Below are 20,421 nucleotides of genomic sequence, written 5' to 3' on the forward strand. Positions count from 1 at the left end.
TATTGAAATTTTCTCCCGGATCTCACCCAAATTCCCCGGACTGTCCAGTGATTCTGGACACACTGCCGACGAGAGCGTCCGTAGTCGCCGCAAAAAGAGCTAATATCTCACGAGTGGTATCTATCTTCCGAAACATGTCATTCAAATTTAATTCGACGAGATGGGGACCGCTTCCACTCAGACTCGGTCTCGGCCTCGTGATGTTCGTCCACGGCATCGGGAAACTCGACGTCGGTCCGCTGGCGAACGGCGGCGGAGTCGCCGGCGTCGCCGGCTTCTTCGGGTCGCTCGGGATCCCCGCACCGACGCTGTTCGCGTGGCTGGTCACGCTCGTGGAGGCGGGTGGCGGGTTGCTCATCATCCTCGGTCTGCTGACGCGATACATGGCCGTGCTCGTCGCCGTCGACATGGCGGTGGCGACGCTGCTCGTCCACCTCCCGAACGGGTTCGGCGTCGCCGACGGCGGCTACGAGCTCACCCTGCTGCTCACGCTCGCGGCGGTGAGCGTCGCACTGTCGGGGCCGGGGAGACTGTCGCTGGAGTACGCGCTGTTCGGTCGCGAACTGCTCCCGGAGGCACTCAGCGAGATGGGCGAGATCGGAGAACGAGAGGAACGGCCGCCGGCGGCGTGATTGTGAGAGTCAGTCCCAGGTGATCCAGAGCAGGAAGACGAGCGCCACCGCCTCCAACATCGGCAGCATCATCAGCCCTTGCCAGGCGATGTCGGGGACGTCGCTCGCGAACCACTGGGCGAGCGTGCCGTCGATCGTGTAGATGTAGAGCGCGAAGGCGTTCTCGGCGAGGAGGAAGACGGAGAACAACAGGAGCCCGAGCGTGTGTTTCGACCGGAACTCGACGTAGTTTCGGACCCACACGTAGCCGAGTCCCACGAGAAGTAGGACGTTCAGCGCGTGGGCGGCCCGTGCGAGGTCGAACCAGAGGCTCATCTCGTACTCCTTTGCTCTGACGCAAGCATATACTCTTTCCCGAATCTCTCCATATTCAGTCCACCTTCGTGATGATCGTCTCGACTGTGTCCCAGTTGTTTCTCACACGGTCGCTGGGGAGATACACCGTGCCGTAGCCGTTGCCGCTGTTCTCGACGACGTCGTTCTCCATCAGCACGTCGAGATGATGACGAACCGTCTTGTAGTCGAGGTCGAGGTCCTCCGCCAGCTGGTTGGCGTTACGTGGACGCTCGTCGAGCGCCTGCAACAGCCGGACGCGGTTCTTTCCACCGCGCGTCCCGGTCAGGACGTACCAGAGCACCCCTTCCATCCTATCTCTCTACAGACACCGGGTCAATGTAAGCGCGTCGGGACGTATCGGCAACGAGCTGGGGGTTCGTCGCTCGTCACATCGTAAAGAGGTGGCTGTCGTCGGGAATCGTGAACAGCCCCATTCGGACACCCGCGTCGAGCCAGCCGTAGCCGTAGGAGAAGGAGGCGAGCGCGTTCACGAGGTCGTCGTCGTCGCGGAAGTGACGCCCGTCGCGGAGGTACGACTCGGCCATCTCGCGGCACTCGGCGGCCGCCTCCCCGAGCGGCGTCTCCGGTGGCACGGCGATCTCGGCCTCGTCGAGGGCGTCGGCGAACATCCGCTCGTAGCGGTCGGTCTTCTCTTCGAGGTCCGCAGCCATGTCTCGGCGGAACTCTCCGACCGTCGTAAGCGCTTCGACTCCCGAATCGCCGGGCGCGAGAACCGTCCGCGATGGCGGCACGTTCACCGGACAGCGCAAATTAAATGACGCCCGCTCACGAACAACTGTTCATGTCTGAAGACGCTTCTCGCGACACACCAGCCACCGACGGCGGGGTCGTCGAGCATCGGAAACTCATCGTCGCCGGCACGGGCATCTCCGGGCTGACCGCGGCCATCTACGCCGCCCGCTCGAACAACGAACCGCTCGTCTTCGAGGGGTCGGAACCGGGCGGCCAGCTCACTCTGACCACAGAAGTCGACAACTATCCGGGGTTCCCGGAGGGCATCTCCGGGCCGGAGTTGGTCAACAACATGAAAGAGCAGGCCAAGCGCTTCGGCGCGGAGGTCAAGAACGGCGTGCTCGAGTCGGTCGACGACTCCTCGCGGCCGTTCCGCGTCGAGCTCACCAACGGCGACGTCTACACGGCCGACGCCGTCATCGCCGCCTCCGGCGCGAGCGCCCGCACGCTCGGCATCCCCGGCGAGGACGACCTGATGGGCTACGGGCTGTCGACCTGTGCGACCTGTGACGGCGCGTTCTTCCGCGACCAGAAGATCATGGTCGTCGGCGGCGGCGACGCCGCGATGGAGGAGGCGAACTTCCTCACCAAGTTCGCCTCGAAAGTGTATCTCGTCCACCGCCGCGAGGAGTTCCGCGCCGAGGACTACTGGATCGACCGCGTCCAAGAGAAGGTCGACGCCGGCGAGATCGAACTCATGCTCAACACCGAGGTGACGGAACTCCACGGGACGCCCGAGGACGGCGTCGACCACGTCACGCTCGTCCGCAACCCCGAAGGCCACCCGACGGAGAAACTGGACGACCCCGACACCGAGGAGTTAGAGTTCGACGTCGGTGCGGTGTTCTACGCCATCGGCCACACGCCGAACACGGAGTATCTGGAGGGCACTGGCGTCGAGATGGACGCGGAGGGGTATCTCAAGACGAAAGGCGGCTTCGACGGCGGGCAAACCGCCACGGACGTCGACGGCATCTTCGGGGCCGGTGACGTCGTCGACTACCACTACCAGCAGGCCATCACGGCCGGCGGAATGGGCTGTAAGGCCGCTATCGACGCCGACGACTATCTGGAAGACCTCGAGCGCGCCGAGTCCGACGTCGGCGAACCGGCGACGGCCGAGTCCGACGACTGAGAGCCGGAGGCTCTTTCGGGTGACCTCCTCCCACGACTGAAGTCGTGGGCTTTCTCGCCTATTCTGTATAAACTGACCGTTATCCCGGTTCGTCTACGAGACGAACTGTCGCGTTCCTCGTCCGATTCCCACAGACCCTTTAGCGTCCGTCTCCGAGTCGGGGGCATGGTCGACACCGAGACCTACACCATCGAAGGACCGAACGGCGACACAGACAGCGTCGAACTCCCCGAGGGCCTCGTCGACGTGCTCTCCGAACAGGGCGAGGAGCCCGCCACCGTCGTCGCAGAGATCACGCTCCTCTCGTTCGTCCAGCGCGCCCACACCATCGTCCACCACGCCGAAGGCGAGGTGCCGGACGACCTGCTGGAGATCAACGAGAAGGCGGAGGAACTGTTCGAGGAGCGCTTCGGCGTCTCGTTCGCCGAGGCGACGGGCCACGACCACTAACTCGACGACTATCGCGTACTGTTTCTGAACCGGTCGACGCAGGGGCGAGCGTCAGATGAACGCCAGCGGCAGCATCACCGCCGCGCCGACGACGAGTCCGAACCCCAGTTCGGTTCTGCCGCCGCCGGGGACGTTCTGGCCCTGTTCGAGCGCCTCCGGGATGAACTCCGAGAGGACGAGATACACCATCGCGCCGGCGGCGAAGCCGAATCCGAACGCGAGGAACTCGCGGGCGAGACGGACGAAGTAGAAGGCGACGACCGCGCCGATCGGTTGCGGGAGACTGGAGAAGACCGCCCACCACACGAGTTTGGGGTTCGAGACGCCCATCGCACGCAGCGGAATAGAGATGGCGACGCCCTCCGGGACGTTGTGGATGGAGATGGCGACCGTCATGAACACCGCCAACACGGGGACTGCGAGTCCGAACAACTCCACCCCGCCTTCCAGTCCGAGGTCGGCGAAGGCGACGCCGACGGCGACACCCTCCGGGAAGCTGTGGACGGTCAGGATGCCGAGTATCAAGAGGAGTTTGCGGAAGTCCGCCTCCTCGTACTGTCTCGGGTCGACCTCCGCTCCCTCGATGACCTCGTGGGCGACGATGACGAGACCGACTCCCGCGAGCACGCCCCCCACGAGTTCGACGTGTTGGCCCGTAGCCAACCCCTCGGAGGCGAGTCCGAAGATCGACGCCGACACCATGATCCCGGAAGCCAGTCCCCAGAGGGCGACGTTCCAGCGGTCGCCGATGTCGTCGAAGAAGAAGAACGGGACCGCACCGAGCCCTGTCGCCAACGCGGTCACGAGTCCGGCGACGAAGACGAAAAGCAGGTTGCCGAGCTCGAGTGCCATACGAATCGTTGGACGGCGTCGGGTAAAAGTGTTGTCAGACTTGTGATGGCTTTCGGTCGGCCTAAGTTTCCGTCGTTCGGAAGCCGAGACCGTTTCGTCGAACAGTTGCAGCGAACAGACTGTTCTTAGGTGACTGGCAACTATACGGGCTGCTGTCGTACGGTGAGCCGTATGGTTCGAATAGACCGACGGGCAGGCGACACGGAGGAGACATGTACAGCGCGCTGACCACGATCCCACTCCAGTCGGGCGGTGGGTTTCTCTACTACGCACTGGTGTTCTTCGTGTTGGCACTGGTGGCCGCGCTCGTCGGCTTCCGCGGCGTCGCCGGCATCTCGATGAGTATCGCGAAGATCTTCGTACTCATCTTCCTCGTGCTGGCGGTGATCTCACTCCTGCTGTGAGGCGAGCATCAAAGATCTGACTGGTGGGCCGTTTTTTACAGTGTGATCTGCTGACGAGGCCAGTCCGAGCGACGCCGCCGTCTGCCTGTGCGGCACCGCCGGAGACGTCGGACCCGCCCGAGGAGCTGGTGGCGCACCGCGCTCCTTCGACCCGCTTTTCGATGTGGTTGGCGACGGAGTCCTTTCCGCCCCAGCCGAGTGCGACCCCGACGCCGGTGGCGATAGCGGCCGCGGAGCCCCACGCCAACGCCTGTCCGAACGTTTCGAGCAGTGAGACGTCGATCTCCATCGTGCTCAGACCGACGACGGCGACGAAGTAGAGGAGCGTTCGAGTGCCGGTCGCGAACGCTCCGGTGTATCGAGTCTGCGTCGCAGCACGGGTCCGCATGGTGGTGTCACCGAGGAAGTCGGCGACGACGACCCCGACAACGCCACCGAGTCGAGCAACGACGGCGCGACACCGGGTACGAGAGCAGACTCGAACCGACCGCGACCACCGGGTCCGGCGAGTAACGTCTCTGGCAACGAGTTTGGTTCCAGTACCGTCGAATAACCGAGTACGAACCTATAAGTTGTAGCGAGGCAAATTAAAGTTTAGATACGTCTAATTCAGAGGATCTCAAATGTCAGAGCTCGCAGATATCTTCGTTGCGTCCGTGCGTGACGGCTTCGTCCAGGTCAGTGCGTTCGTCGCCGTCACCGTTCTCGTATTCAGTTACGTCCAGTACAAGACCGACGGGAGACTCGTCCGTCGACTCGAACAGAATCGGAAGGCGGGGCCGCTCGTCGGCGCGTTGATGGGACTCACACCCGGTTGTGGGGGAGCCATCGTGATGATGCCGCTCTACGTCCGTGGGAGCGTCTCGTTCGGGACGGTCGTCGCGACGCTCATCGCGACCGCCGGCGACTCGGCGTTCGTCATCCTCGCGCTCGCGCCGGAGGCAGCGCTGTACGCCTACTCCATCGCGTTCGTCTCGGCTGTCGTCTTCGGCTACGCCGTCGACACGGTCGGGCTCGGCGTCGGCCGTATCGACCGCGCAGTCAGTCGTATCGGCCGGACAGTCACCGACGGCGGGTTCGCGTCGCCGCCGATCGGGAGTCAGGTCCACCACTACGAGGAGGCACAGGGGTGTGAGGTCCACGACCACGACCGGACCCGCGACTCGCCGATCCTGACGCCGGTGAGCAAGATCGCGCTCGGTGCGTGGTGGGTCGCGGCCGCCGTCGCGCTCGTCGCCGGTGTGCTCTATCTCCTGCGCGGTGCGCCCGAAGTGCCGATGGTGGTTGAGCCGACCTTCGCGGGTGCGTTCACCGTCTTCGGCATCACCGGGACGGCGCTGTCGTTCTACCTCTACTTCGTCGGCCGCCACTACGTCGGCCACGGACACGTCGGTCGGGCCAAGGACACGTTCGCCAACGTCCGGGAGACGCTGACCCACGCGGCGATGGAGACGTCGTTCGTCACGGTGTGGGTCATCGGTGCGTACCTCGTCTACGAGTACGGCATCGTCTTCACCGGCATCGAGATACAGGCGGTCGCCGCCGCGGCCGGGCTACTCGCCCCCGTCATGGGCGCACTCGTCGGGTTGATCCCCGGCTGTGGGCCGCAGATCGTGCTCGCGACTGCCTACTCGCAGGGTGCGATCCCGTTCTCCGCGCTGACGGCCAACGCCATCAGTCAGGACGGCGACGCGCTGTTCCCGCTGATCGCCATCGACAAGAAGGCCGCCGTCATCGCGAGTATCTACACGACGATCCCGGCGCTCGTCGTCGGCGTCGCGCTGCATCTCGCCTTCGGCCCGCTGTTCGGGTTCGGCGTCCTCGGCTGACGAGGCCGACACTCTTCTGACCCGCCGACGAACGTCGTCGGTACAGGTTCCGAAGCGTCAAGCGACGTTGCTCGTGTCCGGTCAGTGGGATACACCGACTCCGACCTCCTGGGAGGACGCCGGGCTCGTGTGTTTTGGTGGTCTGTCGACTTCTCGATGGACAAACATCCTGATCGTTCTCTCGTCTGTGGCATGATGACAGCGTCCGTGAGACGGTTCACACACAGGAATTTATGCGCGTACGGCGGGAAGACGAGACTGATGGGAGACCTATCCGAGTTGTTCGCACCGGGACGGGTTGCCGTCGTCGGCGCGACAGAGCGTGAAGGGTCGGTCGGCCGAGCCATCGTCGAGAACCTCATGGAGGACTTCGACGGTGAGGTCGTGCCGGTCAACCCCAAGTACGACGAGGTGTTCGGCCTCCCCGCCGTCGCCGACGTCGGTGAGACCGACGCCGACCTCGCGGTCGTCGTCGTTCCGCCCCACATCGCCGTGGACGCGGTCCGACAGGCCGGTGAGGCGGGTATCCAGAACGTCGTCGTCATCACCGCCGGATTCGGCGAAACCGGCAGTGAGGGCGCGGCACGAGAGCAAGAACTCACCGAGGTCGCCGAGGAGTACGGCCTCAACCTCGTCGGACCCAACAGTTTAGGAATCATGAGTACCCCGAAGGGGATGAACGCCACCTTCGGCCCCGAGAACGCCACCCCCGGCAGCATGTCCTTTATGAGCCAGTCGGGAGCCTTCATCACGGCCGTCCTCGACTGGGCGAACGACGAAGGAATCGGGTTCAAAGACGTCGTCTCGCTGGGGAACAAGGCCGTCCTCGACGAGTCGGACTTCATCGACGCGTGGGGGACAGACGAGGAGACGGACGTCGTCATCGGCTACCTCGAAGGCATCGAGGAGGGTCGCGAGTTCATCGACACCGCTCGCGAGGTCACACAGGACACGCCGATCGTCCTCGTCAAGTCCGGACGAACGGACGCCGGGGCACAGGCCGCTTCGAGCCACACCGGCACCATCGCCGGTAGCGACCAAGCCTACGAAGCCGGCCTCGAACAGGCGGGCGTCATCCGCGCGGAGTCGGTGCAGGAGCTGTTCGACTCCGCACAGATGCTCGCCAACCAGCCGCTGCCCGACAACAAGGAGATCGCCATCATCACCAACGCCGGCGGTCCCGGCGTGATGTCGACGGACGCCGTCGGCGACTCGAGTCTCTCGATGGCGAGTTTCTCCGACGAGACGCTCGAGGCGTTCGCCGAGAAACTGCCCGAGGAGGGGAACATCTACAACCCGGTCGACATCGTCGGCGACGCCGACAACGATCGGTTCCGTGAGGCGCTCGACGTCGCGCTCGCCGACGAGAACGTCGGAATGGCGCTCGTCTTGACGTGTCCGACGGCCGTGCTCGACTACGAGCAACTGGCCAAGGACACGGTCGAACTCCGCGAGGAACACGACAAGCCGGTCGCCGCCTGTTTCATGGGTGGCGAACGGGTCAAACCCGCCGCGGAGATCCTGCAGGACTCGGGGATCCCGAACTACTTCGACCCCTCGCGTGCGGTGTTCGCACTCGACTCGCTGGCCGACTTCGAGGAGATCAGTCGGCGCGCATACGACGAACCGACCGAGTTCGACGTCGACCGCGAGCGCGCCCGTGAGATCCTCGAATCCGTCGAGGGTCGAGACGACACCCGACTGGGTGTCGAGGCGATGGACCTGCTCGACGCGTACGGCATCGAGACGCCGCAGGGAGAGATCGTCGACTCGCCGGGCGACGCGCTCGACGTCGCCGAAGCGATCGACGGCGGCGTCGTGATGAAGATCGTCAGTCCCGACATCCTCCACAAGTCCGACATCGGCGGCGTGAAGGTCGGTGTCGAGAACGAGGACGTCTACGACGCCTACGAGGACCTCATCACTCGCGCACGGAACTACCAGCCCGACGCCAACATCATCGGTGTGCAGGTCCAAGAGATGGTGGACCTCGACGCCGGCGTCGAGACCATCGTCGGCATGAATCGCGACCCGCAGTTCGGGCCGCTTCTCATGTTCGGTCTCGGCGGCATCTTCGTCGAAGTGATGGAGGACACGACGTTCCGCGTCGCCCCCGTCGCCGAGAACGAGGCCCACGCGATGACCGAGGAGATCGACTCCGCGCCGCTGCTCCGCGGCGCCCGTGGTCGTGACCCCGTCGACGTCGACGAGGTCACGGAGACCATCCAACGGCTCTCACAGCTGGTCACGGACTTCCCGGCCATCCTCGAACTGGACATCAACCCGCTCGTCGCTCTGCCGGACGGTGCGCAGGCGGTCGACGTTCGACTGACCGTCGACCCCGACGAGCTATGACCCTTCCCGCCCACGATTCAGCCATGAACACGCTACTCGTCACCTCGACTCAGGACAGCACCGGAAAGACGGCCGTCACCCTCGCGCTCGGCCTCCTCGCACAGGAACGTGGCCTCGACGTCGGCTACATGAAGCCGAAGGGGACGCGCCTGCAGTCGAACGTCGGCAAGACGCTCGACCAGGATCCGATGCTCGCACGCGAACTGCTCGGTCTCGACGCCGAGATGCACCAGATGGAGCCGATCGTCTACTCGCCGACGTTCGTCCAAGGTGCCATCCGCGGACAGGAAGACGGCGACGAACTCGCCGAGATCGTCCGCGAGAACTACGACCAGCTCTCGGCCGACAAGGACCTCATGCTCGTCGAGGGTGCCGGCCGCTACACCACCGGCGGCATCATCGACCTCACCGACCCCGAGATGGCCGACCTGCTCGACGCACAGGTGCTGCTCGTCGCCGACTACACGCAGCCGGGGGACGTCGACGAGGTGCTCGCCGCCGCAGACGACATCGGCGACGACCTCGCCGGCGTCCTGTTCAATCGCGTCACCGACTCCGTCTACGACGAACTCGAGACGGAGGTCGTCCCGTTCCTCGAACAGCGCGGCATCGACGTGCTGGGCGTGCTCCCGCGGAAGCGCGAACTCGCCGGCGTCACCGTCGAAGGGCTCGCACAGGAACTCGGCGCAGACGTCGCCACGAACGTCCCGACCGACGCCTTCGTCGAGCGGTTCCTCGTCGGCGCGATGAGCGGCGACGCCGCGTTGCGCTACTTCCGTCGGACGAAGGACGCCGCGGTCATCACGGGCGGCGACCGCTCGGAGATCCACACCGCGGCGCTCGAAGCGCCCGGCGTGAAGGCACTCATCCTCACCGGTGGACACCGACCCCCGGCCGCAGTGCTCGGCAAGGCCGAAGAGAAGGGCGTCCCCGTCCTCCTGGTCAACGCCGACACGATGTCGGTCGTCGACCGCGCCGAGGACCTCATCCGCAGCGGTCGGACCCGTGACGAGGAGACCGTCGGCTTGCTCCGCGACCTGCTCTTCGAGCACGCGGACGTCGACGCGCTCGTCCCCCCCGCTGTCGACGACGAGTAACTCCGACCCGCACTCGACTTCTCGATTCTTTCGGCGTCGCGAGCGACAGCGTCGGTGGTCTCGAGGCGAACAGACGGCACGGAAACACGCGAGACGGTGTGCCGTACAGCCGCAACCCGTCACGCGGTGAGCGTCAGATCACACCGTCGGTGCCCCCGTCCTCCGGGATGAAGGTTGGGACGAACGCATCGACGGCGAGAGGAAGTTTCAACGGTGTCGGCCCCGACGACCGGAACGATGACTGCGAGGACGACGGGGCTGTGCCGGTGACAGACGCTTTCGGTCGCATGTGTCGCGACTACGCTCGCGGCGGACTCGCCGCGCCACCGACGTACCACCGCGACGACGGCGAGACGACCGAGGCCCATCTCGGACACTACTTCGACGAGTACGACGAGTGGACGGAGCTCGACCAGACCGCCGTCGACGCGGTAGAAACAGTCGACGCCGAGACGACTCACGCGGCGTCGGTCCCCCGAACGCTCGATCTCGGCTGTGGCGTCGGCCGGACGACGCTCCGCCTCCAGTCCGTCGGTCACGACGTGCTCGGCGTCGACGTGAGCCCCGGTGCCGTCGCCGTCGCCCGCGAACGTGGCGTCGAACGCGCGGTCGTGATGGACCTGTTCTCACCCGCGACGGACGGTCCGTTCGACGCGGCGCTCGTCGTCGGGCAGCAGTGGTGTGCCGCCGGCACGCGAAACCGGTTCCGCCGACTGCTCTGTGACCTCGCCGAGGTCGTCCGTCCGGGTGGGATGCTCGTCGGCGACGTCGCCGACCCGACGGAGGCACCATCGGAACAGGAGTCGTACATGTCCGACCACCGGGTCGCCCGAGGTGTCGTCACCCGACGGTTTCGGCTGGCCTACGACGGCGATTTCGATCCGTGGGTCACGCTGCTCATGCTCTCGGTCGAGCGGTTCCGGGAGGTCGCCGCCGACACCCCGTGGAGCGTCTCCGACGTCCACTGCGACGGCGAACGATACGTCACCGTCCTTCGGCGCGAACCGAAGTAGACGACGGATCGACGCTCGACGACGGATAGGGATCACCGTCCAGCCGGGGAACCGAGGCGCCGGAACCGAACGTTCATGTCCGAGAACGGGACCACCAGTCGTATGAGCTGACGACGTACGGCGAAGCGTACTGCGGGTGCGTGGCACATCGCTTCGTCGACAGACCGACCGATCGTGCCACCTGCTCGCCCTCTCTACTCGCCGTCGAGTCGAACCATCCCCTTCACCGTCTCCGGTTCCTGCGCTCGCCGGAACGCCGCGTCGACGTCGTCGAGGCCAGCCTCGAAGTCGACGATCCCCGCCACGTCGACCGCGCCGTCGGCCAGTAGATCGATCGCCGCTGGATAGGTGTTCCGGTAGCGGAACGAACCGAAGACGTCGAGTTCGTTGTCGATGATTTCGTTGGTGTCGAGCGGCGTCTCCCCGTCCGGTGCCAGTCCGACGAGGACGACCGACCCACCACGGCGAACGGCGTCGAACGCGCTCTGCACGGCCGGCGGTGCACCGGAGGCCTCGATCACGACGTCGACGCCGCGTCCGTCCGTCGCCTCGTCGACGGCGGCCACGAGGTCTGTCTCGCTCACGTCGACCGTCAGGTCCGCCCCGCGTTCCTTGGCGAGTGCGAGCTTCTCCGACACCACGTCAGAGAGGATGACGTCCGTCGCGCCGGCGGCGCGGACCGCCTCCATCGCGAGCAGCCCGATGGGGCCACAGCCAGTGACGAGCACCGAGTCGCCGACACCGACGTCTGCTCGGCGGGCGACGTGGATGCCGACCGACAGCGGTTCGACGAGCGCTCCCTCGTCCAGCGAGACGCCGTCGGGCAACGTGTACGCGAAGTCGGCGGGCCAGGCGACGTACTCGGCGAACGCGCCGTCGTCCGGCGGCGTCGCCATGAACGTCACGTCGGGACAGAGGTTGTACTCGCCGCGCGAACAGTGCTCACACCGCCGACAGGGGACACCCGGTTCGAGCGTGACCCGCTCGCCGACGCGAGCGTCGTCAACGTCCTCTCCGACAGCGACGACCTCGCCGGCGCTCTCGTGGCCCAGGACCAGCGGGCTGTCGACGACGTAGTCGCCGATCCGGCCGTGTTCGTAGTAGTGGACGTCGGAGCCACAGATGCCGATAGAGCGCATCCGAACCACCACCTCGTCGGCCGCCGGCGTCGGTCGGTCGCGTTCTTCGAGCGTCAGTTCGAGGTCGGGCGAGAGGACAGCGACGCGCATAGCAACACCGGGGGTCGGACGGATGATAAACGTATGCGCCGCGTCACCGCTGCCCGTAACTCCAAGAGCGTCGGGACCGAAGGGAGGAACATGGCTGCTGTCAAGCGCACGCTGCTCCGGTTCCGCCCCGGGAGCGACGACGACGAGGAGTACGAGAGCGACGCGGTGGCGACGGTCGTCGTCGACGCGCCGACCGACGTCGCCACCGAGCGGAACGTCGGTGAGGTCGACGGGGGAGACGAGACCGACGAGACGGACGACGGTCCAGGTCGTCCCACCGCGTGGATCGGTCTCGCCGTCGCCTCGCTCGGCGGGTTCGCTGCGGCAGTCTACAAACTCCTCCAGCACCGGAAGGCCGCGAAAGAGGCCGCGAAGGAAGAGCCGTGGCGAGTCGAGGAGGAGTCCTCCCGTCTCCCCGACGACGCGGGGACGGCGTCGCTCGTCGGCTTCGTCTTCCTCGCCGTCGTCAACGCCGTCGGTAAGCGATTCGAACGCGACCCGTGGGCCGAAGAGTGACTACTGCCACCCGCGGTCGGTGTCGTTCAGCCGCTCACAGCCGTCGTCGGTGACGACGACGAGATCCTCGATGCGCACACCGAACTCACCGGGGAGGTAGACGCCCGGTTCGACGCTGAACACCATCCCCGCTTCGAGTTCGACGTCACTGCCGGCGACGATGTACGGCTCCTCGTGGACGTCGAGACCCACGCCGTGTCCGGTCCGGTGGATGAACCGCTCGCCGTAGCCCGCCGCCTCGACGACGTCGCGCGCAGCGGCGTCGACTGCGCCCGCTGTGACACCCGGTTCGACGGCGTCGACGGCCGCCTGCTGGGCCTCGCGAACCACGTCGTGGACCTCGACGAACTCGGTCGGCGGGTCGCCGGCGAAGACGACCGTCCGCGTCTGGTCGGAGGGGTAGCCGTCGACGCGGGTGCCGAAGTCGAGGACGACCGGGTCGCCGGCTTCGATTCGACGGTCGCCGTGGCTGTGGTGCGGCTTCGCGCCGTTCGGCCCGGAGCCGACGATGACCTCGAAGGCGGTGCCGTCGCCGCCGGCGTCGACCAACCGCCGTTCGATCTCCGCGGCGAGTTCCGCCTCGGTCGTTCCGAGTACCTCGTCGCCCAGTGCGCGAACGTCGTCGACGACGCGGTCGGCGACGCGGCCCGCACGGCGGAGCGCGTCCAGCTCGGCCTCGTCCTTCCGCAGTCTGAACGGCGCGACCACCTCGCTCGCGAGTCCGAACGACGCGCCCGGCAGCACCTCGCGGAGGTCCTGCGTGAACCGTGCCCACATGGTGTCGTCGACGAGGAGCCGCCCCCCCTCGAGACCGAGATCGGTCACGACCGTCCGGAGCGACTCGCGAGGGTCCTCGTCGTCGCTCCACGTGCGCACGTCGGCGACCCACGACGTCTCACGGATCTGCTCGGCGTAGAGGTCGGGGACGAGAAAGACGGGATCGCCGTCGGCGGGGACGAACAGCAGCAGGTGACGTTCGCCGGGCGACTCGCTGAACCCCGAGAGGTAAAACAGGTTCTGACTGGGGAACAAGACGAGAGCGTCGCCAGCACCGTTCCGGAGTCGGGACTGACAGTCGCGGGTACGGCGTTCGAACGGTGTCATCTCCCGTCGCTACTCTCGGACGGACAAAAGGGCTAGCGCTCTCGACTTCTTTTTCGGATGTGAGTTCTGTCTGAGAAAATGCCGAGAAAACTAATTTCAACTAGTAATACTAGCCATAATATATTTGTCACGGTGGTGCTTTGAGACCACGTCATGTCACGACACACCCGCCGAACGTTTCTGAAAGTCAGCGGTTCACTCCTCGGAGGGGCTGCCGTCGGAACCACCGTCACTGCGGCCGCTCGAACCGACCGGTTCGTCGTCGACACGGAAGGGGTCGATACGAGCGACCTCCAGCAGGCAGGACTCGCCGTCGTACGCGACCTCTCGGCTGTCGACCTCGCGGTCGTCGAGGGGCGAGCGTCCGACCTGCGTGCCGTCACCGACGCGTTCGCGGCCGACGTCGAACTGTCGCTCTCCGACCCCGTCGTCGACGGTGCACAGAGCGCCAGCGCCGTCGACGAGCCGAACTACGACCTCCAGTGGGACAAACAGTCCCAGCGGATCGCCGACGTCCACGAGACGACACGCGGCGAAGGGACGCGCGTCGCGGTCATCGACTCCGGCGTCGCCGCAGACCACCCTGACCTCGAACACGCCGTCGACCGCGAGCTCTCGCGGGACTTCACCGGCGACGGCTACGGAGCGGGTGGTGCGTTCGGCGGCGACCACGGGACGCACGTCGCCGGCATCGTCGCCGCGAACGACCGAAACGAGGTGGGAGTCGTCGGGTCGGCCCCTGCCACCGACGTCGTCGACTGCCGCGTGTTCTCCCGAGAGGGAGGTGCCTCCTTCGCCGACATCCTCGCTGCCATCGTCTACGCCACCGACGTCGGTTGTGACGCTGCGAATCTCAGTCTCGGTGCCTACCCGATCCCACGTCAGGAACTACGGGAGTTCTACGGGAAGTCGCTCAATCGGACGATGACGTACGCCAACCGAAACGGAACGCTGCTCGTGATCGCCGCCGGCAACGACGCCGCCGACCTCCAGCACGACGCGAACCTGATCAGCCTCCCGAACGAGGGTGCACAGGCGCTGAGCGTCAGCGCGACCGGTCCGATCGGCTTCGAGTGGGGCGAAGACGGTCTCCGCGAACCGCCGGAGAGCCCCGCGTTCTACACTAACTACGGGACGAACGCCGTCGACCTCGGTGCGCCCGGCGGCGACGCCGACCTGACGGCTCCCGAGTCAGTCACCTGGTACTACGACCTCGTCTTGAACACGGTCTCGACCGTCGAGTTCGACGACGACGGCGCAGTCGTCGACACGACCCACGGCTACGGCTGGAAGGCAGGGACGAGCATGGCCGCCCCGCAGGTGACCGCTGCCGCGGCGCTCGTGCGGTCCGTCGCCCCCGACCTCGACGCGAACCAGGTGGAGGCGCGTCTGAAACGGACCGCGACGGTCCCCGACGGCTACGACAAGACCTACTACGGTGCCGGGTTCCTCGACCCACTGGCGGCAGTTCGAGAGTAGAGCGCGACCGGACGTACTCTTTTGTCCACCGCCGACGTCACACCACAGGTATGTCCTGGTACGCCCTCACGACGCTCGACGACGCCCGTCGAGCGACGACGTCGCTGCTGTTCCCCGTCGACGTCGGGCGCTGGCTTCGACTGGCGCTCGTCGCCTTCTTCGTCGGCGGAATCGGTGGCGGGAGCGGTGGCGGTGGCGGCGGCGGACAGGGGACGATCAACTACTCGTTCGACGAGCCGCTTCCGGGGTTCGCCGACGGGGTCCCGCCGGTCGACGCACTGCCGATCCGATCGCTCGTCCCCGTCGTCGCCGTCGTCCTCGTCGTGTTGGTGCTCCTCGGACTCGGCTACGTGCTCGTCGGCTCCGTGATGGAGTTCGTCTTCGTCGACGGCGTCAGTAGCCGGTCGGTCCGCATCCGCGCTCCCTTCCGAGAGCATCTCCACCTCGGGCTGCGGCTGTTCGCGTTCAGAGTGCTCGTCGGGCTGCTGATACTCGCACTCGTCGTGGTCCCGCTGGCAGGCGCCGTCCTCGGTGGGATCGGTCTCTCGCCGGCGTTGTTCCTCCTCGCACTCCCCCTCTTGCTCGTCGTCGGACTCGTGGCGCTCGTCGTCGGCGTCGTCCTCCAGCTGACGACCGACCTCGTCGTTCCGACGATGCTCGCGGAGGACCGCGGCGTGCTCGACGGGTGGCGACGCGTGTATCCGCTGCTTCGGAGTGAGTGGGAGCAGACCGCACTGTACGTGCTCGTTCGGTACGCGCTCGCCATCGGTGCGGCCATCGTCGTCGGCCTCGTCGTCGTTCTACTGGCGCTCGTCGTCGCGCTCCCGTTCGTCGTCGTCGGTGGCGTGCTCTACGTCGCGCTGCTCTCGGCGGGCGGTCCCGGAACGGTCGGCTGGGTCGCTCTCGGAATCGTCGGCGCGCTCTACGGGCTCTCGGTCGTCGTCGTCGGGCTGTTCGTCCAGGTGCCGGTGGTGACGTACTTCCGGTACTACGCGCTGTTCGTGCTCGGCGAGTTCGACCCGGCGCTCAACCTCGTGGCGTCGGTACGGGCGGACGTCGGCGACGGGAGCGACCGCACCGGTGCGACCGGGTGAGACGGGAGGGAGTCGCCGGGGTCACCGGGCGTCCCTAGCGTTCGACCTCCATCACGCGGGCCTCACACGCGTCGCAGTCGTAGGTGACGACGTCGACCGTCCGGCAGCAGGACTCGACGTGGTCCTCGCTGAACAGGAGTTCGCCGCCACAGTCCGGACACCGCTCGACGAAGAGTCGGAGCCCCGCGAGCAACTGCCCCTGTTCGGCCCGCGAGAGGTCGTCCCAGTTCGTCGCCCGGTCGCGAAGCAGTGGGATGGCCGCGACGTCGGCGACGAGCGCGGCCGTCGACGGCCAGCGGGCGACCAGTCTGTCGCCGTCGAGCACGCGACAGACGTCTGTCCCTCGTTCGACGACCGGGTCCTCCAACTCTAACAGCGATCCGACGCGACGCTCGAGATCTCCACGGACACGCGTGATCTCCTCGTCCCACGCCGTCTCGAACTCGTCGGTGATCCGCAGGTCGTCGTCGACTGGTTCGACGGCGTCGACGGCGAACAGCTGCGACTCGACGTCGAGATCCGCGTCGAGGGCGACCGTCGGCGTCTTGTCGAACCACCGGAGCACTCGATCCGGGAGATACCGCTTCGTCAGCGTCGGCGTCCCGGGGACGAGATAGCCGCGGAGGTAGATCGCGAGGACCGACGCGCCGGCGACGACGACGCCCAACGGGGTGAACGCGACGCCGACGGCGACGCTGAGGACGGCGGCGATCGCGAGGTTGACTACTGTACACGGAGTACACCTGTTTTCGCCGGTGTACTCTGGCTGTCTGTACCGATCGAGTCGACGCCGGACGGCGGTACGCATGGCGCGAAAGAGTTACGCATCCGTCAAATACGTGTCGCCGTCGTCCCACAGCCACCGGGTCGCGGCGGGATCGACGAGGACGGTCCCACCGGGTAACGACCCGTTAGTCCGACCCAGTTCCACGTTAACGGACACTTAGTCAAGATGACACGAATCTTGGTATGGCCATGGTGTTCGAGTGGGAGTCGTTCTTCGAGTGTGGGAACTGCGGCATCACCGACAGAGCGGACGCCGTCGACTACGACCGTCTCGGCTATCCAGTCTGTCCGCGCTGTGGACGGACCGACGGTCCGCTGGCCGAACGGCCGTGAGAACGACAGAGCGGATCGAGTCGTGGGCACCGCTCCACCGAGTGGGTCCGCGAGCGCCGCCCGACGCTGTCGCGTCGACGGTCGGTGGCGAGTAGTTTGTTGTCGGTGGGGGTCGAAGCCAGCCTCGTGAGTTGGACAGAGTCCACATCCGACGACGCGACGACCGAGTGGGAACGCTCCGACGGCCACGCGAACATCCGCATGCGACGTCGCCACGACGGGAGTTTCGCCGTCCGGTTCGACCGCCTGTTTCAGGCTCCCGAGGGGCAGTTCTACCAGCGAGAGACCGCCCAGACGGAGGGGGCCGCCAGAGCCATCATCGCGACCTGGCAGACCGAGTTCGACGTCGAGTGAGTGTTTCTCCCTCTCGATAGTGTCGAGAACCCGTCTCGATCGAGCGTCGGTCAGGCAGTCGACTCCGAACGGAAGAGTAGGAGGGGACGAGCGAGCTCGGCCGGGAGAGCCACGTTACCGGAACTACTGGAACCGCTTCGTCGTCTCGATGAGTGGATGTCGCGCGTAGTCGACGACGTCGATGTCGTCGATCGACTGCAACCCCTCTTTCTCGGCCGTGCGCTGCATCCCGAGTTCGACGTCGTCGTCGACGACGATGACGTAGGCGTCCATCTCGTCGACGTCGATGCGGTGAGCGCCCATCACGCGGTGGTGGCCGTCCGCCAGCAGGAGCGTCCCGTTGTTGTCGATGACGACGAGCGGTTCCGCGAGACCGCGTTCGAGTTCGTACTGCCGGCCCGCCAGTTCGTCGGCGTAGACGCGGGCCTGCGTCGGGATGAGTTTCTCCAACTCGACCCGCCGTTTCTCCTGGCTGACGTCGATTCCGTGGATCTGTTCGAGCGTCCGCATCAGTTTCCCCACCTTCTCGGGGGTCGCCCGCTCGATCTGACTCCGGACGACGTCGGTGTTCGAGATGATGCCGACGAGGTTGCTCGCGTCGTCGACGACGGGGAGTTTCTGGATCCCCGACCGAAGGATGACCCGGGCGGCGTCCGTGACGGCCATATCCGGGTGGGCGACGATCAGGTCGTCGGTCATCACGGTGAAGATCGGTGCCTCGTCGTCGGTGAGAAGCAGATCGCGAGCCGTCACGAACCCCTCGACGCGACGACCCTGACAGACGGGAAAGCCGTTGTGTCCGTCGCTCTCGACGATACGACGGGCGACGTCCGCGACCGTGTCGTCCGGAGAGACGGTCTGGACGTCTCGCGTCATATACTCCTTTACGGTTGCCTTCCCAGTCATTGCCGGGGGTACGTCACTCGATAGCAAAAGGCTGGTGCCCTCCGGCGTCACGCGTCGTTCTCGTCGTCGCCGTCGGTCGTGTCGCCGTCGGCCGGGTCGCCGACGGTCTCCTCGCCGGTCGACGGCGGTTCTGTCCCCCGGTCGTCCTCGGTCGGATACTCGAAGGCGAGACTGGGACCGATGTCGCGGTCCGGTGCGGTGGGTGCGTCGCCGAGCGTCTCGAAGAACCGTCCGGAGATGATCTCGTGGATGACCCCCTCTAACGACTGTTTCGAGTCGGCACCGACGTCGCCGAGGATACCGAGCGGGATCTGTGCGCCGGCCATGTCGGCGTGACCACCCGCGCTCCCGATCTGGTCGAACGCGTCTCTGAGCGTCTCGCCGAGGTCGAGATCCGCGCCGCGCGCGCGACCGGAGACGTAGACGGTGCCGTCCATGATCCCGTAGACGAGCGTCGTCGTGACGCCCTCCATGTTGAGCAGATGCTCTGCGGCCTGTGCCAGCGCGTCCCGGTCGCGGATCTCGCCGACCGACGAGGCCAGCGCCGACCCCCGCAGTTCGCGGTTTCGGATGGCCCGAGCGACGGTCTCGAACACCTCCGCGTTCATGCTCGGCGTCTCGACCCGTTCGAGGACGGCGGCGTCGACGAACTGCAACAGGAACGCTGCTGCCTCGAAGTCCGTCCCCGACACCTCGCGGGTGAAGTCCTTCGTGTCGACGCGAATGCCGTACAGTAGTGCCGTCGCGACCGTCCGGTCGGGCGTGAGCCCGAAGAACTCCAGATACTTCGCGAGGAGGGTGCTCGTCGCCCCGACGTCGCTTCGGAGGTCGACGAAGCGGGCTTCCACCGGCGCGCGCGGCGGGTGGTGGTCGACGACGATGTCGACGGTCGTCTCCGCCGGGAGCCCGTCGTTCACCCCGGGACGGGAGTGGTCGACGAGGGCGATACCGGCGTAGCCGTCGAGGTCCGTCTCGGAGTCGAGTCCCCGCAGCTGGATGTCGAGGAGGTTGACCAACGCGCGGTTCTCCTGGTGGGAGATCTCGCCGAAGTAACAGGCGTCGGCGTCGACGCCGACGGACTCGGCCACGCGAGTGAGTGCGAGTGCGCTGGCGATGGCGTCGGGGTCGGGGTTGTCGTGGGTGACGACGGCGAGCGGCCCCTCGAGGTCGCGGAGGACGGTCAACAGTTTCCGCATCCGTCGAGCGCCGTCGCCGGTCGAGACGTTCAGCACGCGGTCGACCACCGACCGTTCGGGGTCGACGACGCGGTCAGCGACCGCCTCGATGGCCGCCTTCGTCTCAGCGTCCGCACCGAACCCCGTCGAGACGACGAAGAGGGCGTCGGGGAACTGCTCGCGGGCGGTGGTCGCCGCAGCACGATTGCGTTCGGGGTCGTCGGCGGCGACGATGACGATGTCGGCCCGCTCGGGATATCTCGACGGGTCCGTCGGGTCGGCCACCGTCGCTCTGACGTGTTCGTCACGGAGTGCCGTCACCCGACTCTGCTCGTCGGTGATGACGTGGAGACGTCCGGTCCAGCCGATGGCCCGTTCGACGATGTCGTGACCGACGGAGCCACAGCCGAGTACCAACCGACTGACCATGTCGGATTCGTGGCACTGCCGATTCAAAACCCTACCGTCACGCGGATTCGGAGTCGTGAGTGCCGACGGACGAATCGGTCGGGCGACGCTCGAGCGGAGGACGAGAGCGGCACCGAAAAGCGGCGAACGACGAACTGCGAACGGAAGAGAACTCGGGGCG

Annotated in this window: 23 protein-coding genes; 13 read left to right on the forward strand and 10 right to left on the reverse strand. The window is 66.3% G+C overall.

Features of this window, described 5'->3' with window-relative positions:
- Positions 1-134: 134 nt before the first annotated feature.
- Complete coding sequence (locus EOHIBHHM_RS00535; protein WP_497253590.1) at positions 135-632, forward strand: DoxX family protein; 498 nt, start codon at positions 135-137, stop codon at positions 630-632.
- 9 nt (positions 633-641) lie between these two features.
- On the opposite strand, the gene EOHIBHHM_RS00540 is transcribed toward EOHIBHHM_RS00535, so the two are convergent.
- The 3 genes from EOHIBHHM_RS00540 to EOHIBHHM_RS00550 form a co-directional block, all read right to left on the reverse strand.
- Positions 642-947 (reverse strand): DUF8036 family membrane protein, encoded by a 306-nt coding sequence (locus EOHIBHHM_RS00540; protein WP_497253592.1) that lies wholly within the window; start codon positions 945-947, stop codon positions 642-644.
- Positions 948-1,002: 55 nt separating this feature from the next.
- A complete protein-coding gene (locus EOHIBHHM_RS00545; protein WP_497253594.1) occupies positions 1,003-1,278 on the reverse strand; it encodes an ArsR/SmtB family transcription factor in 276 nt (91 codons plus the stop codon).
- Positions 1,279-1,354: 76 nt separating this feature from the next.
- Positions 1,355-1,639 (reverse strand): DUF357 domain-containing protein, encoded by a 285-nt coding sequence (locus EOHIBHHM_RS00550; RefSeq protein WP_497253596.1) that lies wholly within the window; start codon positions 1,637-1,639, stop codon positions 1,355-1,357.
- 131 nt (positions 1,640-1,770) lie between these two features.
- On the opposite strand from EOHIBHHM_RS00550, the gene EOHIBHHM_RS00555 reads away from it, so the two are divergent.
- Together EOHIBHHM_RS00555 and EOHIBHHM_RS00560 are read left to right on the forward strand one after the other, a co-directional pair.
- Entirely contained in the window at positions 1,771-2,856 is a 1,086-nt protein-coding gene (locus EOHIBHHM_RS00555; protein WP_497253598.1) for an NAD(P)/FAD-dependent oxidoreductase, read from the forward strand.
- 165 nt (positions 2,857-3,021) lie between these two features.
- Positions 3,022-3,306: a DUF7545 family protein gene (locus EOHIBHHM_RS00560; protein WP_497253600.1), complete on the forward strand. Its 285-nt coding sequence runs from the start codon at positions 3,022-3,024 to the stop codon at positions 3,304-3,306.
- A gap of 51 nt (positions 3,307-3,357) precedes the next feature.
- On the opposite strand, the gene EOHIBHHM_RS00565 is transcribed toward EOHIBHHM_RS00560, so the two are convergent.
- Positions 3,358-4,158 carry a ZIP family metal transporter gene (locus tag EOHIBHHM_RS00565; RefSeq protein WP_497253602.1) on the reverse strand — a complete coding sequence of 267 codons (801 nt, stop codon included), beginning with the start codon at positions 4,156-4,158 and terminating at the stop codon, positions 3,358-3,360.
- Positions 4,159-4,370: 212 nt separating this feature from the next.
- On the opposite strand from EOHIBHHM_RS00565, the gene EOHIBHHM_RS00570 reads away from it, so the two are divergent.
- The gene (locus EOHIBHHM_RS00570; protein ID WP_089825784.1) at positions 4,371-4,562 is read left to right on the forward strand and encodes a DUF1328 domain-containing protein; all 192 of its coding nucleotides are present in this window, start codon (positions 4,371-4,373) and stop codon (positions 4,560-4,562) included.
- On the opposite strand, the gene EOHIBHHM_RS00575 is transcribed toward EOHIBHHM_RS00570, so the two are convergent.
- Positions 4,522-4,950: a hypothetical protein gene (locus EOHIBHHM_RS00575; protein WP_497253604.1), complete on the reverse strand. Its 429-nt coding sequence runs from the start codon at positions 4,948-4,950 to the stop codon at positions 4,522-4,524. The genes EOHIBHHM_RS00570 and EOHIBHHM_RS00575 overlap by 41 nt on opposite strands.
- A gap of 235 nt (positions 4,951-5,185) precedes the next feature.
- Here EOHIBHHM_RS00575 and EOHIBHHM_RS00580 point away from each other — a divergent pair, with 235 nt between their 5' ends.
- The 4 genes from EOHIBHHM_RS00580 (at position 5,186) to EOHIBHHM_RS00595 (ending at position 10,856) form a co-directional block, all read left to right on the forward strand.
- A complete protein-coding gene (locus EOHIBHHM_RS00580; RefSeq protein WP_497253606.1) occupies positions 5,186-6,391 on the forward strand; it encodes a putative manganese transporter in 1,206 nt (401 codons plus the stop codon).
- 261 nt (positions 6,392-6,652) lie between these two features.
- On the forward strand, positions 6,653-8,746 hold the full coding sequence (locus EOHIBHHM_RS00585) for an acetate--CoA ligase family protein (RefSeq protein WP_497253608.1): 2,094 nt from the start codon (positions 6,653-6,655) through the stop codon (positions 8,744-8,746).
- 23 nt (positions 8,747-8,769) lie between these two features.
- On the forward strand, positions 8,770-9,843 hold the full coding sequence (locus EOHIBHHM_RS00590) for a phosphotransacetylase family protein (RefSeq protein ID WP_497253610.1): 1,074 nt from the start codon (positions 8,770-8,772) through the stop codon (positions 9,841-9,843).
- A 266-nt stretch (positions 9,844-10,109) separates the two neighbouring features.
- A complete protein-coding gene (locus EOHIBHHM_RS00595; RefSeq protein WP_497253612.1) occupies positions 10,110-10,856 on the forward strand; it encodes a class I SAM-dependent DNA methyltransferase in 747 nt (248 codons plus the stop codon).
- Between the two features lie 194 nt (positions 10,857-11,050).
- Here the strand turns inward: EOHIBHHM_RS00595 and EOHIBHHM_RS00600 are convergent, their stop codons facing one another.
- On the reverse strand, positions 11,051-12,085 hold the full coding sequence (locus EOHIBHHM_RS00600; RefSeq protein ID WP_497253614.1) for an NAD(P)-dependent alcohol dehydrogenase: 1,035 nt from the start codon (positions 12,083-12,085) through the stop codon (positions 11,051-11,053).
- Positions 12,086-12,118: 33 nt separating this feature from the next.
- On the opposite strand from EOHIBHHM_RS00600, the gene EOHIBHHM_RS00605 reads away from it, so the two are divergent.
- Positions 12,119-12,601, forward strand: a complete 483-nt coding sequence (locus EOHIBHHM_RS00605) for a hypothetical protein (protein ID WP_497253616.1) — start codon at positions 12,119-12,121, stop codon at positions 12,599-12,601.
- Here EOHIBHHM_RS00605 and EOHIBHHM_RS00610 read toward each other — a convergent pair whose 3' ends face one another.
- The gene (locus EOHIBHHM_RS00610) at positions 12,602-13,705 is read right to left on the reverse strand and encodes a M24 family metallopeptidase (protein ID WP_497253618.1); all 1,104 of its coding nucleotides are present in this window, start codon (positions 13,703-13,705) and stop codon (positions 12,602-12,604) included.
- A gap of 153 nt (positions 13,706-13,858) precedes the next feature.
- Here EOHIBHHM_RS00610 and EOHIBHHM_RS00615 point away from each other — a divergent pair, with 153 nt between their 5' ends.
- Both EOHIBHHM_RS00615 and EOHIBHHM_RS00620 read left to right on the forward strand, forming a co-directional pair.
- On the forward strand, positions 13,859-15,184 hold the full coding sequence (locus tag EOHIBHHM_RS00615; protein WP_497253620.1) for a S8 family peptidase: 1,326 nt from the start codon (positions 13,859-13,861) through the stop codon (positions 15,182-15,184).
- A 50-nt stretch (positions 15,185-15,234) separates the two neighbouring features.
- Positions 15,235-16,278, forward strand: a complete 1,044-nt coding sequence (locus tag EOHIBHHM_RS00620; protein ID WP_497253622.1) for a DUF7544 domain-containing protein — start codon at positions 15,235-15,237, stop codon at positions 16,276-16,278.
- 34 nt (positions 16,279-16,312) lie between these two features.
- On the opposite strand, the gene EOHIBHHM_RS00625 is transcribed toward EOHIBHHM_RS00620, so the two are convergent.
- The gene (locus EOHIBHHM_RS00625) at positions 16,313-17,086 is read right to left on the reverse strand and encodes a DUF8054 domain-containing protein (protein WP_497253624.1); all 774 of its coding nucleotides are present in this window, start codon (positions 17,084-17,086) and stop codon (positions 16,313-16,315) included.
- Positions 17,087-17,247: 161 nt separating this feature from the next.
- Here EOHIBHHM_RS00625 and EOHIBHHM_RS00630 point away from each other — a divergent pair, with 161 nt between their 5' ends.
- Positions 17,248-17,397, forward strand: a complete 150-nt coding sequence (locus tag EOHIBHHM_RS00630; protein WP_497253626.1) for a hypothetical protein — start codon at positions 17,248-17,250, stop codon at positions 17,395-17,397.
- A gap of 126 nt (positions 17,398-17,523) precedes the next feature.
- Positions 17,524-17,751 (forward strand): DUF7543 family protein, encoded by a 228-nt coding sequence (locus tag EOHIBHHM_RS00635; protein WP_497253628.1) that lies wholly within the window; start codon positions 17,524-17,526, stop codon positions 17,749-17,751.
- Between the two features lie 123 nt (positions 17,752-17,874).
- On the opposite strand, the gene EOHIBHHM_RS00640 is transcribed toward EOHIBHHM_RS00635, so the two are convergent.
- On the reverse strand, positions 17,875-18,657 hold the full coding sequence (locus EOHIBHHM_RS00640) for a CBS domain-containing protein (RefSeq protein ID WP_497253630.1): 783 nt from the start codon (positions 18,655-18,657) through the stop codon (positions 17,875-17,877).
- Between the two features lie 47 nt (positions 18,658-18,704).
- Complete coding sequence (locus EOHIBHHM_RS00645; RefSeq protein WP_497253632.1) at positions 18,705-20,261, reverse strand: DHH family phosphoesterase; 1,557 nt, start codon at positions 20,259-20,261, stop codon at positions 18,705-18,707.
- Positions 20,262-20,421 lie beyond the last annotated feature (160 nt).

This window comes from Halogranum roseipondis (assembly GCF_059695585.1).

Excerpts from the sequence above, each read along its gene's own strand:
- EOHIBHHM_RS00640 (WP_497253630.1), bottom strand. The coding sequence starts at position 18,657 with ATGACTGGGAAGGCAACCGTAAAGGAGTATATGACGCGAGACGTCCAG.
- EOHIBHHM_RS00575 (WP_497253604.1), bottom strand. The coding sequence starts at position 4,950 with ATGCGGACCCGTGCTGCGACGCAGACTCGATACACCGGAGCGTTCGCG.
- EOHIBHHM_RS00550 (WP_497253596.1), bottom strand. The coding sequence starts at position 1,639 with ATGGCTGCGGACCTCGAAGAGAAGACCGACCGCTACGAGCGGATGTTC.
- EOHIBHHM_RS00570 (WP_089825784.1), top strand. The coding sequence starts at position 4,371 with ATGTACAGCGCGCTGACCACGATCCCACTCCAGTCGGGCGGTGGGTTT.
- EOHIBHHM_RS00615 (WP_497253620.1), top strand. The coding sequence starts at position 13,859 with ATGTCACGACACACCCGCCGAACGTTTCTGAAAGTCAGCGGTTCACTC.
- EOHIBHHM_RS00565 (WP_497253602.1), bottom strand. The coding sequence starts at position 4,158 with ATGGCACTCGAGCTCGGCAACCTGCTTTTCGTCTTCGTCGCCGGACTC.
- EOHIBHHM_RS00625 (WP_497253624.1), bottom strand. The coding sequence starts at position 17,086 with ATGCGTACCGCCGTCCGGCGTCGACTCGATCGGTACAGACAGCCAGAG.
- EOHIBHHM_RS00645 (WP_497253632.1), bottom strand. The coding sequence starts at position 20,261 with ATGGTCAGTCGGTTGGTACTCGGCTGTGGCTCCGTCGGTCACGACATC.
- EOHIBHHM_RS00585 (WP_497253608.1), top strand. The coding sequence starts at position 6,653 with ATGGGAGACCTATCCGAGTTGTTCGCACCGGGACGGGTTGCCGTCGTC.
- EOHIBHHM_RS00610 (WP_497253618.1), bottom strand. The coding sequence starts at position 13,705 with ATGACACCGTTCGAACGCCGTACCCGCGACTGTCAGTCCCGACTCCGG.
- EOHIBHHM_RS00555 (WP_497253598.1), top strand. The coding sequence starts at position 1,771 with ATGTCTGAAGACGCTTCTCGCGACACACCAGCCACCGACGGCGGGGTC.
- EOHIBHHM_RS00590 (WP_497253610.1), top strand. The coding sequence starts at position 8,770 with ATGAACACGCTACTCGTCACCTCGACTCAGGACAGCACCGGAAAGACG.
- EOHIBHHM_RS00620 (WP_497253622.1), top strand. The coding sequence starts at position 15,235 with ATGTCCTGGTACGCCCTCACGACGCTCGACGACGCCCGTCGAGCGACG.
- EOHIBHHM_RS00605 (WP_497253616.1), top strand. The coding sequence starts at position 12,119 with ATGCGCCGCGTCACCGCTGCCCGTAACTCCAAGAGCGTCGGGACCGAA.
- EOHIBHHM_RS00560 (WP_497253600.1), top strand. The coding sequence starts at position 3,022 with ATGGTCGACACCGAGACCTACACCATCGAAGGACCGAACGGCGACACA.
- EOHIBHHM_RS00600 (WP_497253614.1), bottom strand. The coding sequence starts at position 12,085 with ATGCGCGTCGCTGTCCTCTCGCCCGACCTCGAACTGACGCTCGAAGAA.
- EOHIBHHM_RS00580 (WP_497253606.1), top strand. The coding sequence starts at position 5,186 with ATGTCAGAGCTCGCAGATATCTTCGTTGCGTCCGTGCGTGACGGCTTC.
- EOHIBHHM_RS00545 (WP_497253594.1), bottom strand. The coding sequence starts at position 1,278 with ATGGAAGGGGTGCTCTGGTACGTCCTGACCGGGACGCGCGGTGGAAAG.
- EOHIBHHM_RS00540 (WP_497253592.1), bottom strand. The coding sequence starts at position 947 with ATGAGCCTCTGGTTCGACCTCGCACGGGCCGCCCACGCGCTGAACGTC.
- EOHIBHHM_RS00630 (WP_497253626.1), top strand. The coding sequence starts at position 17,248 with ATGGCCATGGTGTTCGAGTGGGAGTCGTTCTTCGAGTGTGGGAACTGC.
- EOHIBHHM_RS00535 (WP_497253590.1), top strand. The coding sequence starts at position 135 with ATGTCATTCAAATTTAATTCGACGAGATGGGGACCGCTTCCACTCAGA.